17 protein-coding genes are annotated in these 21,014 nt (G+C 74.7%); 4 read left to right on the forward strand and 13 right to left on the reverse strand.

Annotation, left to right across the window (positions count from 1 at the left end):
- The first annotated feature begins 190 nt into the window (after positions 1-190).
- Both O7627_RS16065 and O7627_RS16070 read left to right on the forward strand, forming a co-directional pair.
- On the forward strand, positions 191-2,779 hold the full coding sequence (locus O7627_RS16065; protein WP_278094322.1) for a CHAT domain-containing protein: 2,589 nt from the start codon (positions 191-193) through the stop codon (positions 2,777-2,779).
- Positions 2,780-3,053: 274 nt separating this feature from the next.
- The gene (locus O7627_RS16070; RefSeq protein ID WP_278094323.1) at positions 3,054-4,934 is read left to right on the forward strand and encodes a DUF6345 domain-containing protein; all 1,881 of its coding nucleotides are present in this window, start codon (positions 3,054-3,056) and stop codon (positions 4,932-4,934) included.
- Positions 4,935-5,043: 109 nt separating this feature from the next.
- On the opposite strand, the gene O7627_RS16075 is transcribed toward O7627_RS16070, so the two are convergent.
- The 13 genes from O7627_RS16075 to O7627_RS16135 are packed head-to-tail and all read right to left on the reverse strand — an operon-like array spanning position 5,044 to position 18,321.
- Positions 5,044-5,715 carry a Pr6Pr family membrane protein gene (locus tag O7627_RS16075; protein ID WP_278094324.1) on the reverse strand — a complete coding sequence of 224 codons (672 nt, stop codon included), beginning with the start codon at positions 5,713-5,715 and terminating at the stop codon, positions 5,044-5,046.
- Positions 5,716-5,774: 59 nt separating this feature from the next.
- A complete protein-coding gene (locus O7627_RS16080; protein ID WP_278094325.1) occupies positions 5,775-6,896 on the reverse strand; it encodes a beta-ketoacyl synthase N-terminal-like domain-containing protein in 1,122 nt (373 codons plus the stop codon).
- A complete protein-coding gene (locus O7627_RS16085) occupies positions 6,893-7,579 on the reverse strand; it encodes a hypothetical protein (protein ID WP_278094326.1) in 687 nt (228 codons plus the stop codon). The genes O7627_RS16080 and O7627_RS16085 overlap by 4 nt, the downstream gene beginning before the upstream one ends.
- Positions 7,576-8,547 (reverse strand): ACP S-malonyltransferase, encoded by a 972-nt coding sequence (locus O7627_RS16090; RefSeq protein ID WP_278094327.1) that lies wholly within the window; start codon positions 8,545-8,547, stop codon positions 7,576-7,578. Before O7627_RS16090 ends, O7627_RS16085 begins: the two co-directional genes overlap by 4 nt.
- A complete protein-coding gene (locus tag O7627_RS16095) occupies positions 8,544-9,476 on the reverse strand; it encodes a hypothetical protein (protein WP_278094328.1) in 933 nt (310 codons plus the stop codon). Before O7627_RS16095 ends, O7627_RS16090 begins: the two co-directional genes overlap by 4 nt.
- Complete coding sequence (gene fabG / locus O7627_RS16100; RefSeq protein ID WP_278094329.1) at positions 9,473-10,225, reverse strand: 3-oxoacyl-ACP reductase FabG; 753 nt, start codon at positions 10,223-10,225, stop codon at positions 9,473-9,475. The genes O7627_RS16095 and fabG overlap by 4 nt, the downstream gene beginning before the upstream one ends.
- A 2-nt stretch (positions 10,226-10,227) precedes the next feature.
- Positions 10,228-10,869: a GNAT family protein gene (locus tag O7627_RS16105; protein ID WP_278094330.1), complete on the reverse strand. Its 642-nt coding sequence runs from the start codon at positions 10,867-10,869 to the stop codon at positions 10,228-10,230.
- A 30-nt stretch (positions 10,870-10,899) separates the two neighbouring features.
- A complete protein-coding gene (locus O7627_RS16110; protein WP_278094331.1) occupies positions 10,900-11,136 on the reverse strand; it encodes an acyl carrier protein in 237 nt (78 codons plus the stop codon).
- 46 nt (positions 11,137-11,182) lie between these two features.
- A complete protein-coding gene (locus O7627_RS16115; RefSeq protein ID WP_278094332.1) occupies positions 11,183-12,235 on the reverse strand; it encodes a ketoacyl-ACP synthase III in 1,053 nt (350 codons plus the stop codon).
- A complete protein-coding gene (locus O7627_RS16120) occupies positions 12,232-14,013 on the reverse strand; it encodes a thiamine pyrophosphate-binding protein (RefSeq protein ID WP_278094333.1) in 1,782 nt (593 codons plus the stop codon). Before O7627_RS16120 ends, O7627_RS16115 begins: the two co-directional genes overlap by 4 nt.
- On the reverse strand, positions 13,998-15,227 hold the full coding sequence (locus O7627_RS16125) for an aldehyde dehydrogenase family protein (protein ID WP_278094334.1): 1,230 nt from the start codon (positions 15,225-15,227) through the stop codon (positions 13,998-14,000). Before O7627_RS16125 ends, O7627_RS16120 begins: the two co-directional genes overlap by 16 nt.
- Positions 15,224-16,909 carry a class I adenylate-forming enzyme family protein gene (locus tag O7627_RS16130; protein WP_278094335.1) on the reverse strand — a complete coding sequence of 562 codons (1,686 nt, stop codon included), beginning with the start codon at positions 16,907-16,909 and terminating at the stop codon, positions 15,224-15,226. The genes O7627_RS16125 and O7627_RS16130 overlap by 4 nt, the downstream gene beginning before the upstream one ends.
- On the reverse strand, positions 16,906-18,321 hold the full coding sequence (locus tag O7627_RS16135) for an MFS transporter (protein ID WP_278094336.1): 1,416 nt from the start codon (positions 18,319-18,321) through the stop codon (positions 16,906-16,908). Before O7627_RS16135 ends, O7627_RS16130 begins: the two co-directional genes overlap by 4 nt.
- Positions 18,322-18,867: 546 nt before the next feature.
- Between O7627_RS16135 and O7627_RS16140 the strand changes: the two genes are divergently transcribed.
- The gene (locus O7627_RS16140; protein ID WP_278094337.1) at positions 18,868-20,781 is read left to right on the forward strand and encodes an alpha/beta fold hydrolase; all 1,914 of its coding nucleotides are present in this window, start codon (positions 18,868-18,870) and stop codon (positions 20,779-20,781) included.
- A gap of 52 nt (positions 20,782-20,833) precedes the next feature.
- Positions 20,834-21,001: a hypothetical protein gene (locus O7627_RS16145; protein WP_278094338.1), complete on the forward strand. Its 168-nt coding sequence runs from the start codon at positions 20,834-20,836 to the stop codon at positions 20,999-21,001.
- The last annotated feature ends 13 nt before the right edge of the window (positions 21,002-21,014 follow it).

Consider the following 21,014-nt stretch of genomic DNA (forward strand, 5'->3'; position numbering starts at 1 on the left):
CCTCCTCGACGCGTCGGGGAAGGCCCGGCCCGGCGGAAAGCCAGTGGTCGGTCGCCGCCCCACCGGCGATACCGAATCCTTCAGAAGATAGCTGAGTGTCTATAGTGGTACCAGGCTGAGACCGATAAATGACATTTTTCGACCAGCAGGTGGTTTGACCCCGCACCCCGCATCGTGGACTCTTCTTTCCATGGTCGACAGCAGGGCGGCCCTCGACCAGGTTCAGCGACACCCGCGCGAGGCGATCTCGATCGGCCGGCGGGTGCTCGCCGACCGTGCGGTGTCGGCGGCCGAGCGCTCCGCCGCCGAGCGGGCCATCGGCCTCGCCCTGCGGGAGCTCAACGACCTGCCGGGGGCGCTGCGGCACCTGCGTCGGGCGGAACGGCTCGCCGACTCGCCGCGGGTCCGGGCGCTGGCCCAGATGAGCCTCGGCTACGTGCTGGCCAACGCCGGCCGGACGGCCGCCGCGCTGCGGGCCGTCACCGCCGCCCTGCCCCGGCTGACCGGCGCCGACGCCGGTCGGGCCCGGATGCAGCGGGGCGTCGTGCTGCACTACCGGGGCCGGTTCGACGAGGCGGTCCGCGACTACGGGGTCGCGGTCGAGGTGGCCCGCCGGGAGGCCGACCCGCTGCTGGAGGCCCGGGCCCGGAACAACCGCGGGCTGCTCAACGCCCACCGGGGCGCCGCCCGCGGCGCCGAGGACGACCTCAGCCGGGCCGCCGAGATCTTCCGCCGGCTCGGCATGGAGCTGGCCGCCGCCGACGTGCGCTGGAACATCGGGATCGCGACCGGCCAACGCGGCGACATCGCCGGCGCGTTGCGGCTGTTCGGCACCGTCGCCGAGGAGTACCACCGGCTCGGTGTGCCGCGACCGGCCCTGCTGCTGGACCGATTCGAGCTGCTGCTGTCGGTGCCGCTGGTCGACGAGGCGGTCGAGGTGGCCGGCGCCGCGGTGCGGGAGCTGCGCCAGCGGCGGATGGCCTCCGACCTGGCCGAGGCGCTGCTGGCCCAGGCCCGGGCCGCGCTGCTCGGTGGAGACCTGGAGACCGCCACCGCGGCGGCGGCGCAGGCCCGGGTCAGGTTCCGCCGGCAGGGGCGGCGGACCTGGGCGGCGTTCGCCCGGCACGTCGAACTGCGTGCCGAGTTCGACCGGGGCACCCGCACTCCCGGCCTGCTCGCCGCGATGACCAGGACGGCAGGTCAGCTCGACGCGACCGGCTGGCCCGGTCCCGCCCTGACCACCCGGATCGAGGCGGCCAAACTCGCGGTCGCGCTGGCCCGCCCGGAGCGGGCCGCCGAGCTGCTGCGTCAGGCGGCCGGTGCGCACCGGCGGGGTACCGCCACCCACCGCGCCCAGGGCTGGTACGCGTTGGCCCTGGCCCGCCGTCTCGACGGCGACGAACCGGCGGCGGCCCGGGCGCTGCGCCGCGGGCTGGCCGTCCTGGACGGGCACCGGGCCGCGCTCGGCGCCACCGAACTGCGCGCGCACAGCGGCGCCTACGGCCGGGAGCTGGCCGCGGAGGGCCTGGACATCGCGATCCGGGCCGGCTCCGCGGCCCGGGCGCTGGCCTGGGCGGAGCGCTGGCGGGCCAATGCGCTGCGTACCCGGGCCGTGGTTCCGCCGCAGGACCCCGAGCTGGCGGCCGCGCTGGCCGAGCTGCGGATGGTCAGCGCGGCGCTGGAGGACGCGTTGCTCGGCGCCCGGCCGGTGGCCGCGCTGCGCCGCCACCAGACCCGGCTGGAGCAGCGCATCCGCGAGTTGACCCGCAGCGTCTCCGGGGGCGGGGCGCTGCTGGCGCCACCCGGGGTACGCGCGCTGGCCGAATCCCTCGGCGAGGCTGTCCTGGTCGAACTGGTTGCCCACGACCAACGGCTACGCGCGGTGCTGGTACGCGACGGCCGGGCCAGCCTGCACGACCTTGGCCCCCTCGCGGAGGCGTCCCGGCTGGCCCGGCTGCACCGCTTCGGCCTGCGCCGGCTGGTCACCCTCGGTGACTCGCAGCGGGCCCGGGGCGGCGCCGACCACGCCGCCTCCGCCCTCGACGAACTGCTCTTCGGTCCGCTGCGCTCCCGGCTCGCCGACCGGCCGCTGGTGCTCGTGCCGATCGGCGAACTGCACGCGGTCGGGTGGGCGGGCCTGCCGACCTGCGCCGGCCGGCCGGTGACGGTGGCACCGTCGGCGACGGTCTGGTCGGCGGCGACCCGCCGGCTCGCGCCGGCCGGGACGCCGCTGCTGGCCGCCGGGCCGCGGCTGCCCGCCGCCGAGACCGAGGTGGGTCAGCTCGGCGCGGTGCTGCCGGCCGCCACCCGGCTGACCGGCGATGCGGCCTCCGTGGCGGCCGTGACCAAGGCGATGGACGGTGCCGGCCTGGCGCACATCGCCGCGCACGGCACCTTCCGCGCCGACAACCCGCTCTTCTCCACCCTGGAACTCGCCGACGGGCCGCTGACCGCGTACGAGCTGGAGCGGTTGCCCCGGCCACCCGGCTGCGTGGTGCTGTCGGCCTGCGACGCGGGCCTGTCCGGGGTCCGACCCGGCGACGAGGTGATGGGATTCACGGCGGTGCTGCTCGCGCTCGGCACCCGCAGCCTGATCGCCGCCGTGCTGCCGGTGCCGGCGGATCTCACCACCGCCCTGATGGTCGACCTGCACCGGCGGATGCGCGCCGGTGCCGGTCCGGCGCCGGCGCTGGCCGCCGCCCAGCAGGCCTTCGCCGCAGGTGGCGCCGGCCCGGCCGGGGCCACCGCCGCTGCCTTCGTCTGCTTCGGCGCCGGCTGACCGGCAAGCCCTGCTTCGGCGCCGGCTGACCGGCAACCCCGCCCGACACCCCGTCCGGTCCGGCCCGCTCGTCCCGCCGGACCCTCCCGGTCCCATCCGTCCCGGCCGGCTCGTTCTCCGCCGGCGCCCGGCTGGTCCTCCGCCCGCGCCGTCCGTTGTCCGCTGCCCGACAGAAATTGCTGACGGCCGGTCGGTATCAAACCCCGGCCAGCCGGCTCTCGTCCGGTGTGGGCGGCGCGGCAGGCGCCCGACCCAGCAGGGTGAAGGGAGAGCCATGTCCAGAGGAGCACACCGCCGTGGGCCGGTCGCGCGCGGGCTGGCGGCGGGCTCGGTCCTCGCGCTGGCCGGCACGCTGATGGTCGGCGGGACGGCCGGCGCGGCGGAGCAGACGGCCGCGGTCTTCGCGGTCGTCCAGGAGGGTCTCACCGTCGAGGAGGGGGCGGCCCTGGGCAAGGCGTTCGGACTGCCGAACGCCCTGGAGACCACCGGCGCGTTCAGCTACGTCGACACCGCCAGCTTCAACGCGGTGCCGCTCACCGAGGTCGGCGAGGGCCGCGACGAGTCGGGGCGGCCGGTGCTCGCCCAGGCACTCGACCTGGCCGCCCTGGACCGGATCAAGCCGATCCCGGCGGAGGAGGCGCTGCGCGGCGCCGGCCGACTCGTCGAACTGGCCGGACTGAGCCCGGAGCTGAAGGCCGAACCGACCGTGTCGCACTCCGAGCTGACCCTGGCCGATCAGCACAGCCGGCCGACCCGGGTACAGGCCCTGGACACCACGGTGAGCCACCGGTTCAGCCTCGCCGGCCTGCCGGTGACCGGGCAGGGCGCCCGGCTGCGGATGACCTTCGCGCCGGACGGCACGGTCAGCCAGCTCTCGCACGCGCTGCGCAAGGTCGAACGGGCCGGTGAGGTGGCCGTGATCAGCCCGGCCGAGGCCAGCCGGGCCTGCCGGGCGCTCTATCCGGCCGGGGTCCGCCAGCAGACGCCCACCCTCGGCTACCAGTTCCCCGAGCTGGCGGCCACGAACGCCGACGGCAAGGGCCGGGTCGCCACGATCGTGCCGCAGTACACCTGCAACCCGGTCGCCGAGACCGGCAATCTCGCCCACCGGCTGGTGCCCGCCGTCGCCGACAGCGCGCCGAGCGGCAAGCTGACCGCCAGCCGGTCCGGCGACAAGGTCGAGGCCACCATCTCGGTAAGCGGCGGCACCGAGCCGTACTCCTACGCGTGGTCGTCGTCCAGCACGGTGCTCGACGACGCCCGCGGCGGCGACTCGATCTCCTACCTGCGCACCGCCCGGGAGAACGCCGCGTCGGGCGAGCAGCTCACCGTCGAGGTGACCGACGCCAACGGGCTGACCGCCACCGCGACCGTCGCTCTCGACGGCGACGGTGACGCCTCGGTCGAGACGGTGCCCGGCGGGGGCGGCTTCGGCGTGCTGGCGGTCGGGCCGGTGGACGTCGGCATCGAACAGACCGTCGACGAATGGCAGTGCGCTCAGGACAGCGCCAACGGATTCCGCAACGTGATGACCTCGAAGGGGGTACCGACCGTGTTCGACTGGCGTGGCCACAACGCCTGGGAGTGGGACTTCAAGGACCCGAGCCTCGGCGGTGGCGACAACTCCTACGTCGACAACGTCGACGCCACCTGGTACACCGGCCACGGCTCGCCCAGCGGGTTCACCTTCAAGAGCAGCGTCAACGACAACTGGATCGTGCCGGGGGACTCCCGGTGGGGCAACCGCGACCTGGAGTGGCTGCAACTGGAGTCCTGCCAGGTGCTGCGCGACACCAACGGCACGCACAACTACTTCAGCCGGTGGCGGCAGGCCTTCCAGGGGCTGCACATCCTCAACGGGTTCCACACCAACGCCTACTGCGTCGGTGGCGGTACCGGACGCAGCTTCGCCGAGTACCTGTTCCCGAAGAAGTTCCTGTGGTGGACGATCCGGCCCGCGCAGCGGGTCCAGACCGCCTGGGCGCTGATGGCGATCGACAAGGAGCCCGGTGGCGTGGTGTACCGGTCGATGGGGGCGTACCGCTGGGACGGGGTGAACAACATCGGCGACTACTTCTGGGGGCAGGGTCCGGTCGGGCCGGACCTGCCGATCACCCCGCAGATGGGGATGTGGTCGATCAGCGGCACCGTGTAACCGCACCCGACCAGTTCAGACGCCCGGTGACCGCCGACGGGGCGGTCGGCGCTCACCGGGTGGCCCGGCGGCCGCACCCGATCTGGACGACTGAGAACCCGGCTCCTGATCAGTCGACCGGTGCGGCCGCCGTGCCCTGCCGCCCACCGCCGCCGGCGGCCGGCCGCAGCGCCCGGTCGACGCCGACCAGGGCCAGACCGAGCAGCCAGAAGGCGACCGCGAAGAACACCGTGCTGATTCCGACCCCGCCGTAGCCGAGCGCACCGGCGTCGAGGAACGGGTACGGGTAGCTCCCCACGATCAGGCCCCGGACCAGCGCGAAGCCGAGATAGCCGAGCGGAAACGCCAGCCAGTAGAGCGCGTATCGCGGGCGCAGCCGGCCACGCGGATCGAACACCGCCCAGTCCAGCAGGGCGAGCAGTGGCACGATCGTGTGCAGGAGCTGGTTGCCGGCGGCCGCGACCAGGTCGCGGTCGGGCTGCGCCATCGCGAACGGGCTCGCCGGGTTCGCCAGCACCAGGTGGAACACCACCGCGGTGATGGTGATGTAGAGGGTGACCGCACCCTTGACCGCCGGTGGCGGGTCCGGTCGACCCCGCCAGGCCAGCCATCCGGCGTAGCCGGCGAGCAGTCCGACCGCGAGGTTGCTCTGGATGGTGAAGTACGGCAGCAGGCCGGTGACGGTGGGCGGGCCGGCCGCGGTGCAGCCGATCCCGGCCACCACCGCCGCGACGGTCACCAGCCGGCAGGCCACCGGCAGCGGACCGGCCCGAACGTCCATCCCGGCAAGCTACCAGCCGGTACGCCAGCGGTCACCGGGCGAAGGGGCAGCCGGTTCGGTCAGCGTCGGGCCAGCGCCAGCGCGGCGTTGTTGCCGCCGAAGCCGGCGCTGACCACCAGCGCGTGCCGGGCCCGGGGCGCCGGCTCGGGATGGCGCATCAGCCGCAGCCTCTCGGTGGGCTCGGGATCGAGCAGCCCGGGCGTCGGTGGCAGCAGCCGGGTCCGCAGCGCCAGCGTGGCGGCGACGATCGCCGGAAAGCAGGAAGCGTGCAAGAGATGCCCGGTCGCGCCCTTGTGTGAACTCACCGGGACCGCCGCGTCGCCGGACCGGCCGGCGATCGTCTCCAACGCGGCCAGTTCGACCGCGTCGCCCTGCACGGTGCCGGTGGCGTGCGCCTGCGCGTAGTCCACCCGGTCGGTCCCCGCGTCGGCCAGCGCCTCGTCCAGGCAACCGGTGACCACCTCCTGGTCGGAGGCGGCGGCCTTGGCGCCGCTGACCCGGCAACCCACCCCCGCGACCTCGACGTCGTGCCGGGCGTCCCGGCCGGCGGCCCGGGCCACGGTCTCCAGCACCAGCGCGCCGGCACCCTCGCCGAGGGTGATGCCGTCCCGGCTCCGGTCGAACGGCCGGGCCCGGTCCGGGCTGACCGCCCGCACCGCGCGCATGCTGGCGTACTCGGTGGCGTTCAGCACGGTCGCGCCGACGACCAGCGCGACATCGGCGACGCCGCCGGCCATCAGCTCCCGGGCCAGCCCGACCGCGAAGGCCGCGGAGGCGCAGGCGTGGGTGAGGAAGTACGGGGCGCCGCCGGCCAACCGGACGCCGGCCACCGCGCTCGGCGGCGGGCCGACCATGTCCGAGCTGGTGACCCGACCCGGCCCCACCACGTCCGGCGTCTGTCCCACCACGAGCACCAACGCGCCGTCGGGGACCCCGCGGTAGCCGGCGTCGGCCAGCGCCTGCGCGACCACCGCGTCGGTGTACGCGCGCCGGGTCGCGACCCCGCCCGGCGGATCGGGTACCTCGCCGACCGCCTCGCCCTCGGTGCCGGCGAACCGGTTGGCCGGCCCGATCGCCGGCCGGCCGCTGAGCAGCCCGTTCCAGAACCGGTCCACGCCGTACCCGTAGCTGGTGACCAGGCCGAGCCCGGTCACCGCGACGGCCGTCTCCGCCGGACTCATGACTGTCCCACCTCGCTCATCGGCAGCGACTCGACCAGGTGTCCGGCCAGCGGCAGCAGCACGCTGCCGCGCGGGCCCGACCGGCCGCCGGTCCCGTCGGCGGCCGATCGGACCCCACCGCCTCCACCGTCCGCCGCCGGGTGCCCGGTCACGGCCGGTTCCCAACTGGCCACGACGGCGAGGACGCCGGGCGCGGTGCCGTACGGACCGGCGGTACCGCCGGTCGGATCGGGCTCGGCCAGCAGCTCGCCGACCAGCACCGCCGGGTGTCGGGCGCGCAGGGCGGTCGCGGCGAGCAGGGCCTGCCGCCCGTCCGCCCCGACCGACGCGATGAGGTACGCCGGTCCGTGCCAGCCGACCGCGGCACCGGCGGCGCGGACCAGGTCGGCGATCTCCATCCGGACCGAGTCGGACGGCCGCAGCCGCCGGGTGGTCTCCAGACACCGGGCCGCGAAGCGGCTGGCGACCGCCACCGCGGGACCGCTGACCGCCAGCACCACCGGCGCGGCGGCCCGGTGCCGGGGGTGGACCGTGCCCAACGCGTCGACCAGCGCGGCGCCGGTCACCGCGGCCAGGTCGGCGTGGCACCCGGGCGGGCCGGCCAGCCGGGCCGGGTCGCAGCCGGCCACCGCCTCGGCCAGCAGGTCCGGGTCGGAGGCGGCCAGCGCGAGCCGGCCGATCATCGCAGCACCCCGACCTCGTCGCGACGCAGCGGCAGCGCCCCCGCCAGCACCGTCTCCGGGCTGACCACCACCACGTCGAAGAGGCCGCCGAGCAACCGGCCGAACATGGTCCGCGGCCCGACCAGGTAGACCCGTTCGATCCGGTGCCGGATCAGCGCGTCCAGGGTGATCTGGATGTGCACCGGTTCGGTCCAGCCCTGCAGCAGGGTCCAGCTCAACTGCGTGGCGGAGCGGACCAGCGACCCGTCGACGTCGGAGACCACCGGGATGGCCGGCGGGCGGAACCTGGCGTCCGGGTAGACCTGCTCGCCGAGCTCGTCGCGCAGCTCGGCCATCGCGGCGCAGTGCTGCGGCCGGTCCATCGTGTAGATCGGCGACCCGCCCCGCTCGCTGACCCGCTGCCGGACCAGTTCGAGCGTCTGCATCGTGCCCGACACGGCGTGCACGCTGAGTCCGAGGTCCGCCGAGATCTCGATCCACCGGCCGGCCTCCCGGAGCTCGGCGACGATCTCCTCCACCGTCGCCCGGTCCAGCCGGTAGAAGAAGTGGCAGCCGGCCGGCTCCGGCAGCTCGGCGAGGAACCGGGCCTGCCGGGCCGCGCTGCGGCTGACCAGTCCGATGGCGTCGGCGTAGTCGAGGCCGCCGGCGTAGACGGCCGCCGGAAAGCCACCGAAGCTCAGCCCCGCGCAGGCCACCGGCGGTTCGAGCTGCTCGGCGGCGAACCCCGCCGGACCGTCGAGCTGGTCGTGCAGGTGGTCCGCGAGCGCCAGCGTGCAGGCCAGGTACGCGCAGTCGTACACGGCCCACTGGCCGGCCCCGGCGTCGCGGAACGCGGCCAGCAGCGAATAGCCCAGCACCTCGTCGGCGGCGGCGATCCGGCGCCGCCCCGGGCCGCTGCGCGCGAGGAAGTCGCCGATCGCCGCGAAGCTGGTCGGTGCGAGTCCCGGGAAGAGCACGACGGATCTCATCGGGCGGCTCCCACGCCGGCCGGCCGGGCCGCCACCGCGGCCACCCCCGGTCCGTCGCTGACCGCCAGCGACACCGAGGTGCTGCGCAGTGAGCGGCTCAGGAACGCTCCCGGCCCGGGCACCAGCACCCGGCGGACGCCGAGCGCGGCCATCCGGCGCAGCGAGTCCGACCAGCGGACCGTGCTGGTGTACTGGTCGACGAGCGCGGCCAGCACCGCCTCCCGGGAGCGCAGCGGCTCGGTGGTGAGGTTGCAGACCAGCGGGATCACCGGGTCGCGGACCTCGTCGCGCGGGCTGAACTCGGCGGCGAACCGGTCCCGGACCCCGGCCATCATGTCGCAGTGCGCGGGCGGCCCGTACGGGATCACCACCCCGGCCCCGCCCAGCCGGAACGCGGTGCCGGCGAGCAGGCCGAGGCCGGCGAGCTCGCCGCTCATGATCACCTGATCGTCGGCGAGGAAGGCGCAGGTCCGCAGGTAGTGACCCTGTTCGACCAGCTCGTCCGCCGCCGCGAGCAGCCGCCCGACGTCCACCTGCGAGTAGAAGTACACCCCGTGCCGGGTCCCGTCGAACTCCTCGGCCTCGATGGTCGCCATCGCGTACGCCATCCGCAGCGCGTCGGCGTAGCTCAGGCAGCCGGCCAGGTGCGCGGCGGTGATCTGCCCCAGGCTGAGCCCGGCGATCAGTGCCGGCCGGTGGTCGACGAACTCCTCGTAGCAGGCCACGCTGAGTGCCATGATCACCGGCCGGGCCACCGCGCCCCGGTTCACCTCCTCGTCGGTGCCGGTCAGCAGCGCCGCCGCCAGGTCCTGGCCGAGCACCTCACCGGCCTCGGCCAGCCGGCGCCGGACCGCCGGGCTGCCGTCGTACAGTCCCCGGTACTCGCCGGGCCGGATCCGGATCTGGGGGGAGAGCAGCGCGGCGGTCATGCGGTCAGCCCACCGTCCACCACGAGGGTCTGCCCGGTGACGTAGCTGGCCCGGTCGGAGGCGAGAAAGGCCACCGCCTCGGCGATCTCGGCGCCGGTGGCCAGCCGGCCGAGCGGGATGTCGTCGAGCAGCCGGGCCCGGCGCGGCCCGGCCACCCGGTCGATCATCCCGGTCGACGCCGTGTAGCCGGGGGCCACCGCGTTGACCCGTACCCCGTGCGGGGCGTACTCGCGGGCCAGCGACCGGGTCATCCCGAGCAGCCCGGCCTTGCTGGCCGAGTAGCCGCTGAGCCCTTCGATCCCGGTCAGCCCGGCGATCGACGCGACGTTCACGATGACGCCGCGCCGGGCCACCAGCATGTGCAGCGCCACCGCGCGTACGCAGTGGAAGGACCCGATCAGGTTGGTCTGCACCGCCGCCACCCAGTCCTCCACCCCGACCGTGGGCAGCACCGCCGAGGCGGTGCCCACGGCCGCGTTGTTGACCAGGATGTCGATCCGGCCGGTGGCGGCCGTGAGGTCGTTGACCGCCGACCGGACCTGCTCCGCGTCCCGGATGTCCAACCGGCAGGTGACGGCGGCCACCCCGCTGCTCTTGGTCACCTCGTCGGCCACCTCGCGGGCCGCCTCCTCGGACCGGTGGTAGCCGACCGCGACGGTGGCCCCGGCCCGGCCGAGCAGCCGGCAGATCTCCCCGCCGATGCCGCCCGAGCCGCCGGTGACCAGCGCCGTCCGTCCACTGAGCTCCATGGTCAGTCCCGTTCCACCAGGTCGGCGAACATCCGCTCCCAGCGCTCGCGCATCTGGGTGCGGAACTCCTTGGCCGCCAGCTCCTTCTCCTCCGTCGGCACCTGCTCGGCAGCGCGCAGCAGGTCGTCGCCGGCCGCGACGAGCGCGTCGTACTCCGGTCGCAGCACCGAGGCCACCACCGCGTCGTGGTAGCGGCCGTCGAAGTAGAAGTAATCGCGCAGCACGCCCTCGATCACCACGTCGGTCTTGAACAGGAAGTTGAGCACCCGGCGGTTGTAGAGTCCGGTCATGAACTGGACCCGGTGCGCGTCCTTGCAGCGGAACAGGTAGTCCAGCGCGAGCAGGCTGGCCTCCGCGCCGCAGCCGCTGTCCCACAGCTCCGGGTCGCCGACCATCGCGCCCAGCTCGTAGCTGCGCGCGTGCCGCTGGGTGTGCCACTGCACCAGGCCGACCTTGCGCCCGTCCCGGGACTCGATCATCGCCATCGGGTTCTTCTTCATCGCCGCCCGGATGGTCTCCAGGGTGTAGAACTCGGTGTCTCCACCGGCTCCCAGGGCACCGGCGTGCGACGGCTGCACCCAGCGGGTGATCAGCTCGTAGTCGGCGTCCTCGACCGCCACCAGGCGGGCCAGGTATCCCTGCATCGCTGTCGTCTCCTTGGTCTGTGGGCGCCGTCAGGCGGCGACGAAGTCGCTGATGCTGCGGATGGTGCGGAAGGTGTCGGTGCCGCAGGCGCCCACGTCGAACCGGTAGGCGTCCTGCAGGGCGGCGATGAACCGCAGCGTGTCCAGGGAGTCCAGCCCGAAGGCCGACTCCGGCCCGAACAGCGGCTCGTCGAGGTCGATCCCCTCGGCCGGCCGATCGATGGCGTAGACGCTGGCGAAGATGGTGCGTACCTGCTGCTCGACCACGGGATGTCCGTCCTTTCCTGAGTTGTGTCGGCCGCCGGTTGGCGGGTCAGTGGTGGGCGATCCGGCCGTGCCGGACGCAGAGCGAACCCCAGAGGAAGCCGGCGCCGATGGCGGCCAGCACGAGCACGTCGCCGGGGCGTACCGCGCCGCGGGTCATCGCCGCGTGCAGCACGGTGAAGACGGTCGCCGCACCGGTGTTGCCGAGCCGCTCGACGGTGGTGACCGCCCGCTGCGGTGGCACACCGAGCGTGTCCAGCACCTCCCGGACGATGTTCAGGTTCGCCTGGTGGATGAAGAAGTGGTCGACCGCGTCGACGTCCAGGCCGGCCCGGCGGACCGCCCGGGTGATGGTGCGGGGCAGATGCCGGGTGGCCTCCGTCCAGACCGTCCGGCCGTCCATCTTCAGGTAGTGCTGCCGGTCGGCCACGGTCGCCGCGGTGGTCGGTTGCCGGCTGCCGCCGGCCGGGATCTGCACGCCGTACGAGAGCGCCGAGCCGACGTCCCAGCTGAGCAGCCCGGAACCGTCCTCGGTGCGGCCCAGCACGACCGCCCCGGCCGCGTCGCCGAAGAAGACCCGGGTGCCCCGGTCGGCCGGGTCGGTCACCCGCGACAGGCACTCCGCACCGATCACCAGCACGCGGGAGAACGCCCCGCTCTGCAGCAGGTGCGCCCCGGTCAGGATGCCGTAGACGCCGCCGGCACAGGCCGCCTGGTTGAGATCGAGCAGCAGTGCCCGGTCCGCGCCGAGCGCCTCCTTGACGATCAGTGCGGTGGACGGCAGCGGCTGGTCGAAGGTGAACGTCGCCAGCACGATCGCGTCCAGCTCCGGGCCGGTCACGCCGGCCCGGTCCAGCGCCTCCCGGGCCGCCGCCAGACACATGTCCGAGGTCTGCTGCCCGGCGCCCAGGAACCGGCGCTCCCGGATCCCGGTGCGGCTGCGGATCCACTCGTCGGTGGTGTCCAGGGTGGCCACCAGGTCGGCGTTCGTCACCACCTCCGGCGGCTCGTGCACGCCGACGCCCCAGATGCCGACCGGCACCCGCAGCGGGCTGTCGAACGCGGCCGGCAGCAGCTCGGAGAAGGGTTGTACGGCGGTCACGAGCTGGTCTCCCCACTCTCGGTGGTGCGTGCTGACAGGTCCGCCGGTTCGGCCGGCTCCGTGGGGTGCGTGGGGTCCGCCGGCCAGAGGCAGGGCGGGGTGTCGTCCAGGCGTACCGCGATCTCGACGACGGCGAGCTGGCCGGCGGCGCAGCGCGCCCACCCCCGGGCCAGCGCCGCGGCCAGGTCCCCGCGGCGGGTGACCCGCTCGTGGTGACCCGGGCCGGCGGCTGTCGGGTCGGCGCCGGCCGGGTCGGCGAACCGGAACCGGTCGGCGGCCTCCGCCGCGTTTTCGGTCAACTGATGCTGCAGCCAGCCGTAGCCGCCGTTGTCCAGGACGAGGTAGAGCACGCCCACCCCGGCGTTGGCCGCGGTGGCCAGGTCCGCGCGGAACAGGTTGAAGGCGCCGTCGCCGACGAACGCCACCACCGGCCGGTCCGGGACGGCCAGCGCCACCCCGACCGCCGCGGCCGCGCCGAACCCGAGCGTGGTCTGCTCGCTCGGCACCACCGACCCGCCCCGGGTGTGGCAGGTCCAGTAGGGCCAGAAGTACGACCACATGTCGGCGAGCCCGTTCTCCTGCACCAGGATTCGGTCGCGGGGCACCGCGCCGTCCAAGGCGTCGAGTACGTCGAGCACGCTCAGTGCCGGCCCGGACCGCAGCCGCTTGCCCCGGGACTGTGCGGTCGCGAGCGCCTCGGACCGGGCCCGGCCGACCCGCTCGACCCAGACCGGGTCCGGCTCCGGACGGTCCGCGTCGGCCCAGGCCGCGGCGGTGACCACCGCGTCGGCGACCACCTTCGGCCCGGGCCAGCCGGGGGAGAGGTCGGCGGCCTCGATGTTCACCTGCACCACCTGGACGGCCGGGTCGAGGGCGTCCCAGCCGTCGACGGCGGTCTCCTCCAGCCGGGACCCGAGGGTGACCACGACGTCGGCGTGCCGCCACAGCTCCCGCACCGCCGGCGCGGCGTAGAGGCCGGCCACCCCGCAGAAGAGCGGATGCCGCTCGTCCACCGCGCCCCGGCCGGAAGCGGTCACGACCAGGCCGGCACCGAGCCGCTCGGCGAGTCGCTGCACCGCACCGCCCTCGTCACGGTGGCGCAGCCCGCCGCCGACCAGCAGCAGCGGCCGACGTGCCCGGGCCAGCACCGCCGGCACGTCGGGCGCGGTTGCCACCACTGGCGCGGCTGGTGCGGTCGGCAGTGATCCGGTCGGCATCGGTTCCTGGGACGGCCGGCGGGGCACCGGCGAGGTCCCGACCGTGGCGGGAATCTCCACATAGACCGGTCCCGGGGCGCCGGCGGCGGCCACCAGCGCGGCCTTCTCCAGCGTGCCGGCCAGCAGCCGCGGATCCTCGACCCGGACCGCCCACTTCACCACCGGGCGTACCAGTGCCAGCTGGTCGAGTTCCTGGAACGCCCCGGTACCGAACCGGGTGGCGTCGGTGCCGGTGGCCAGCAGCACCAGCGGAACCCGGCCGGTCGCCGCCTCCACCAGGCCGGCGACCGCGTTGCCGACCGCCGGACCCCGCCCGACCACACAGTAGGCCGGCCGGCCGGTGGCGACCGCGTGCCCGGTGGCCATGAAGACCGCGTTGCGCTGGTCGCGGCAGAGCACCAGCTGGATCGGCTGGTCACCGAGCGCCGCCAGCAGGGTCAGCTCGTCGTCGGGCAACCCGAACACGGTACGGACCCCGGCCGCCAGCCAGGTGTCGACGACGGCGTGCCACCCGGTCGGGTACGACGCGGGGCCGTCGGGCGTGGTCAGATCGTTCCGCATCGCTGCGCCACCGCCTTCGAGATCAGAATCGGTCCGGCCTGCCGCTCGCCCCGGTGGCTGAGGTGGTTGGCCATGTGTCCCCAGCCGCCGAACGGCTGGTTGCCGTCGTCGACCGAGGTCAGTGGCGCGTCCACGGTGACGGTGTGCCGCCGGCGCAGCAGGGTGCTCAGCGCGCCGTCCCGGTCGCCGTACACGCTCGCCCCGAGGGCCCGGTCGGCGTACCCGTTGGAGGTCAGGGTGGTGCGCAGGGCACCCTCGTCGTGGTAGCCGATGACGTTGAAGATCGGGGTGAAGAACTCGGTGAGCGCGGGTTCCTCGCCGAGCCGGCTGACCAGCACGGTCGGCTCGACGATCCGGGTCCGGAAGTCGACCCGACCGCCGTGCCGGATCCAGTTGCGGTGCCGGTGCAGGAACAGTGCCGCGCCCTCCAGCGCGCTGTCGTAGCAGATCGGCCCGTAGTCCGCGGTCGGCATCGTGTACGGGCCGCAGCGCAGCCGACCGAGCCGGTCGACCAGGCGGTCGACGAACCGGTCGAGCACCGCCTCGTGCACGAAGATCGCGTCCGGGCCGAGGCAGTCCTGCCCGGAGTTGAGCAGCCGGATCTCGATGATGTCGGCGAGCGCCCGGTCCAGGTCGGCGACGTCGGTGACGATCACCGGGTTGACGCCCTGGCCGAAGAAGAGGAAGAGCTGCTCCCGGTCGAGCAGGGCGCGGATCTCCGCGCCGTTGCTGTACCGGCCGGTGAAGACCACCAGCTCGGCCGGGGCCACGGCGTCCCGGAGGAAGGCGCGCTGACTCACCTCGGCCAGCTCGATCGGCAGGTCGTGGACCTGGGACAGCAGCCGGTGCAGGGCGACCGTCTGGGCCCGGACCTGACCGGCCGGGCGGAAGGTGACCCGCCGCACGAACAGGCTCGGCACCAGCAGGTACAGCACGTACGAGTAGAGCAGGACGTTCGACGGCATGAACACCGCCGACTCGCGCAGCGTGACCGGGCGGTGGGTGGCCACCTCGGCGGCGGCGCCGTCCAGGGTGGCCAGCGCGGCGTCGATCTCGTAGCTCGCCGCGGTGTAGGTGGAGATCTCGGTCAGGATCGCGCGGACGGTGTCGCGTTCGGCGTCGATCAACCTGCGGACGGCCAGTAGCCGGTCGATCCGGCCGGCCAGCTGCGGGTCGGTCAGCGCCTCGGCCGCCGCCGGTGCGGGGCTGCTCACAAATCCTCCTGATTGTGTCGCGTCGCGGCCGGTGGATCCCGCCGCACGGTGCCGCGCCGCCGGGCGGCCAGTTCGGTCAGCTGGGCGCGGTCGACCTTGCCGGTGCTGCCCACCGGCAGCCGGGGCAGCACCTCGATGGCGTTCGGCCGCTCGTACGAGGCCAGCAACGCGTCGATCCGATCCCGCCAGTAGCCGGTGGGCCGGGCCTGGGGATCCTCGACGAAGAGCACGAGCTGGCAGCCGCGCCGCTCGTCGTCGACGCTCACCAGGCAGATCGGGGCGCCGCACGCCTCGGCCTGCCGCTGGATGCTCTCCGGGTAGAGGGTGTAGCCCATCCGGTGCACCGCGCGGTGCCGGCCCACCACGTGCAGGTTGCCGTCCTCGTCCAGCCGGCCGAGGTCGCCGGTGCCGAACCAGCCGTCCGGCACCGGCCGCAGCCGTCCCTCCTCGTCGAGGTAGCCCTCCATCAGCCCGGCCGAGCGCACCTGCACCTCGCCGTACCCGCCCGCCGCACCCGACCGGTCGGGGCTACCGGGCGGCGGCGGCGCGCCACCGCCGCCCGCGCTCCCGCCGGCGCCGCCGCCCGTGCTCCCGGCCGGCTCGGCGATCCGTACCGACACGCCGGGGAGCGGCTTCCCACAGCCGACCGGGTTGTCCGCCGTGGCCAGCGCGACGTTGCCCACCTCGGAGAGGCCGTACCCGTCGAGCAGCGGGGCGCCCAGCTCGGCGGCGAACCGGTCGGCGAGCGCGGGCGGCAGCGGCGCGCCGCCCACGCACCACATCCGGACGCTGGCCAGCCCGGCCCGGGTGGCCGGCCGCCGCTCCAGCAGGCCGAGCAGGGCGTGGTACGTCGGCGGCGCCGCGTCCACCGCGGTGACCCGGTGCTCCCGCACCGAGTCCAGCGCGTCGGCCAGTCGCCGGTACGGCGCCACCAGCAGCGAGCAACCGGTCAACCACCAGATCAGCACCAGCGACATGCCGTACTGGTGGGAGAAGGGCAGCAGCGGGAACAGCACGTCGTCCGGCCGGTAACCCATCACCCGCATGGTGACCAGGGTGTTGGCGATCAGGGAGCGGGCCGACCGGACGACCCCCTTGGGGCGGCCGGTGGTCCCCGACGACCAGAGCAGGGCCGCGTCCCGGCGCGCCGCCCAGGCCCCGAACGGCCCTGCCGGGCCGCCCACCAAGCCGGCCGATTCACCCGCGCCGGCCCGATCACCCGAGCGGGCCCACTCGACCGCGCCGGCCGAAGCCGGGCCGGCGGTGTCGTCGACGCCCTCCTCGCCGGCGGCGATCAGCTCGTCGTATCCCCGTACCCGGTCGACGCCGAGCACGGCGGTCAGCGCCCGACCGGTGTCGGCGAGGTCCGCCGTGGAGCCGAGCAGGGCCCAGCGGACCCCGGCCCGGCCGACCACCCCGACGGACTCCGCGGCCGTCTGGCGGGCGTCGACGAGCACCAGCGAGACGTCCAGCCGGATCAGGGCGAGCATCGCGGTCAGATAGCCGGGATCGTTCTCGCCGAGCAGCAGCACCCGGTCGCCCGGGACCACGCCGATCGCGGTGAGGTGACGGGCGAGCAGGTCGACGGTGGGCGCGCAGGCCGAGCGGGTCAGCCGCCGGCCGGCCGGCGCCGGAACCGTCCGGCTGGCCGGGACGGATACCGGCCGGGCCATGGTGGTCATGCCGGCACCGCCGAATCCCGCCGCGGCGCGTCCAGTCCGCGCAGCGCCGGCAGGCCGACGGCGACCGTCGCGACCGCCGCGGTCAGCAGACCGATCACCAGGATCGTGCCGGTGAGTCCCGCGACGTCGAGCAGGACACCGGCCAGCAGCCCGCCGACCGGGATGCCGGCGAGCATCAGCGCGTTGCGGGCCGACAACACCCGTCCCAGCGCGGTGGCCGGCGTACGTTCCTGGAACGCGGTCGCGACCAGCGGGCCGAGCGGCGCCATCACCAGGCCGGACGCGGCCATCAGGACCGCCGTGCCGACCGGACCCGGAATGGCCGCCAGCGCCAGGACCGTACCGGCCGTGCCGAAGCAGGAGATCAACAGCCAGGCCCGGCGGGGCAGGCGGCGGGCGACGACCGCGAACAGCAGGGCACCCGCCAGCGCCCCGCCGCCGACGGCAGCCAGCATGCCGGCGAAGTGCAGGGCACTGCCGAACACCTCCGCGGCGTAGGCCAGCAGCACGATCGAGTAGAGGCTGCTGATCAGCGTGTTCAGCGCGGTCCCGACCAGGGTCAGAGCGACCAGCAGACGGTCCCGCCAGAGCACCGCGAGCCCGTCCCGCAGCGACCGCCCGTACCCCCGTACCCCGCTTGGGGCCGTGGCGGTGTCAGCCTGCGCCGCAGCCGGGGTGTCGGCCGCTCCCGCGGACCCGGCGGCGGCCGCTGGCTGGGCCGCCGGGGGCGCGTCCGGGCGGCGGCGGCCCGGCACCACGGCCAGCAGCAGTACCGCGGCGACCAGGCAGGCGGCGGTGTCCACCCAGAGCACGGTGTCGGCGCCGAGCAGCGCGAGCGCGACGCCGGCCACCACCGGCATGATCAACAGTGCGAACCGGTCGATCGCGGCGAGGACCGCGTTCGCCGATTCCAGCGACACCCGGGCCGCCCGGGCGGCGTCCGGGACCAGGGCCTCGACCGCCACGCTGGCCACCGAGTCCAGCGCGCTGGCGACGAAGACCAGCGCGAGCAGCTGCCAGAGGGCGAGCACGTCCAACCTGAACAGCAGCGGCACCAGACCGATCGCCGATCCGGCGATGACCAGGCTGCCGACCGACGAGCGCTTCGCGCCGGTGCGGTCGATGAGCGCCCCGGCGAAGAACCCGACAAGCGCGATACCCAACCCCGAACTCGCCACCGCCAGACCGGTCTGGGTTCCGCTGCCGGTGATCTGCAGGACGAACCAGGGCAGCGCCACGACGCTCACCGTCCGGCCGGTACTGGCCACGGCCTTGGCGCTCCAGACCGCGAACAACGCGGCCCGGGCGGCCGGTCGCGCGTCGGACTTCGCCGGCCCGTCCGGTTGCTCGTCGCGCCGGTCAGCGACCGGCGCGCCGGCGTCCCGCTGAGGTGCCTCCGATACGGCGGTCACGTGTCAACTCCGATCACCTCGGGTGGTTGCCGGCCCGAGACCGGTCCCGCGACGACGTTCGCACCGTGGCCGTCCCGCTACATCGGTAGGAACACGCAAAGGCGTACGCCAGTGCCCCGCCGACCGCCGCCCCACCGATTCGGTAACTCCGGTTGCGTATTCCTACGGATGTGCCGGGCGACGGCCGGTGACAGCGTTCGTGCTGCGACCGGCGGACCTTCGCGACTGGGGTGGCGGTTACCGACCACTCCGTTCGCGGGGCCGGCGCATGTGATTACCGCGTCGGCACCGCGAAGGAGGTGAACACCATGTCGAAGGCCTTCCGCGTCATTGTCATCAACAACTAGGGGAGACCGCTGGCCGCCGCCGATCGCGGGTGACAGCCCCGGCATCCGGCGACCAGGTGACCCGTTCCTCCAGCTGGTGAAGGAGGTGAACACCATGTCGAAGACCCTCCGCGTCATCATCATCAACTGATCCGGGCCGGCCGTGGCGCGGGTCTGCAGCCCGCGCCACGGCGGCTGGTACGGAAGAAGGCAGGACGTCATGCACCAGCAGCACGGTCGGTACCGGTTGACGCCGCTGAGCGTCCCGCGTGCCGCGCAGCGGTGCCCACAGCGGACCGTCGAGGTCGGCGACGCGGACGGCACCTGCCAGATCTTCACCCGCGATGTCGTGAGTGGACACAGGCGGCAGGCGACAACGGCGCCGCACGGTGTGGACCAGTGCGAGATCGAGCCGGACGGCGCGTACCTCTGGTGGTTCGACGCCGACCCCGACGGCGTCGGCCGCTGGCGGCGGCAGCCGTTCTCCGGCGGGCCGGTACGCCCGGTCCTGGCCGGCCTACCGGCCGGCCGGATGTACGGCACGGGACTGGCCGACCCGACCGACGCGGCACCCACCGCCGCCATCGGCCTGGGAATCGCCGGGGAGAGCCGGTGCTACCTCGGCGAACCGGGCGGGACCGGCCGGCTGGTCTGGTCCGCCCCCGGCTACCAGGCCCTGATCGACCTGGCACCCCGAGCCGACCTGCTCGTGCTGGCCGGCGCACCCGGCGGCCGGGACGCCGTCACGGTCGTCGCCGCGCAGACCGGACGGCCGGTGGCCCGGATCGCCGGCGACCCGCGCCGACCGATCTGGCCGATGGAGTTCCGGCCCGACCCGGACGCCGAGCCGGAGCTGCTGCTGATCGTCGCCGACCGCGGGCGGTACACCCTCGCCACCTGGCGCCCGGCGGCCGGCCTGCGGGTGCACGACTGGTTGCCGTTCCAGTCGGAGATCTCCGCCCAGTGGTACGGCCCAGACCGGACCGTCCTGGTGCAGCAGGACTGGGCCGGCCGCAGCCGGCTGCGTACGGTCCGGCTGGACAGCGGCGCCGTCGACCCGGTACCGACCCCACCCGGCACCATCACCGACACGTACGCCGCTCCCGGCGGTCCGCTGCGCTGCGTCTGGAGCCGGATCGGCCAGCCGCCCCGGATCCTGACCCTGCCCACCACCACCACCGGCTCGGCGACCCAACCGGTGCGGCCGGTCCCGGCCGGCGCCCCGGACGTCCGGGCCGCCCGGGACCGGGATCTGTCGACCAGCCGCGGCTACGGCCAGATCCACAGCTTTCTGACCACCCCGCCCGGCCCCGGCCCCTGGCCGACCCTGTTCCTGGTCCACGGCGGGCCGGCCAGCCACGACCGGGACTGCTACGACCCCCGGGTCGAGTTGCTGGTCGACGCCGGGTTCGCGGTGGTGCGGACCAACTACCGGGGATCCACCGGCTACGGCGCCGGCTGGCGCCGGATCGACCCCGACCGGGTCGGCCTGGCCCAGCTCGACGACCTGGTGGCCGTCCGGGCCCAGCTCGTCCGCGCCGGGGTCGCCGAGCCCGGCCGGATCGGCCTGATGGGTCACTCGTGGGGTGGCTACCTGACCCTGCTCGGACTCGGCGCGACGCCGCACCTGTGGGACGTCGGGCTGGCCGGCGCACCGGTCGCGGACTACCCGGCCGCCTACCGGACCGGTACCCCCGCGCTGCGCGAGGTGGACCGCGAACTCTTCGGCGGCACCCCGGACGAGGTGCCCGACCGGTACCGCACCGCCTCCCCGCTGACCTATGTGGACGACGTACGGGCGCCGGTGCTGATCGCCGCCGCCCCGGACGACCCGAAGTGTCCCTGGACGCAGGTCGAGCGGTACGCCGACGCGCTGCGCCGCCGCGGCGCCCGGTACCGGCTGCTGCGCACCGGTGGCGGTCACGCGAGCCGGGACGCGGCCGACCACGTCGCGGTCCTGATCGCGATGCGTGACTTCGCCCGCGCGGTGTTCGGCGGTGCGACAACGAGCGTCTCCGGAGCGGACGGGCCACGAGCGCCGCGCCGCGCCGGGATCGAGGTAACGGACGCACCGGCCCGGCAGCCGGCCACGAGCCTGCTGCCGGGCCCGGCTCAACCGGCCGGCGCGCGCTGACCCGCGCGCGCCGGCCGGTGGCCAGCCACGACAGGGGAGGGAGGTGAAAACTGTGAAGCGACGCAGCATCCAGAACGACCCGATCACCACCGCGGAGCGCGACCGGGGACTCGTCGTCCCGATCCGGATCTTCCTGAACGCGGTCGATCCCGCGCCGGCGACCGGCGACGGCGCCACCGACGTCGACCCGGGCGCCCAGCCCCGTACCGGCCGTCGGTGACCCCGAACTACCA

Source organism: Solwaraspora sp. WMMD1047, from assembly GCF_029626155.1.
GTDB lineage: Bacteria > Actinomycetota > Actinomycetes > Mycobacteriales > Micromonosporaceae > WMMD1047.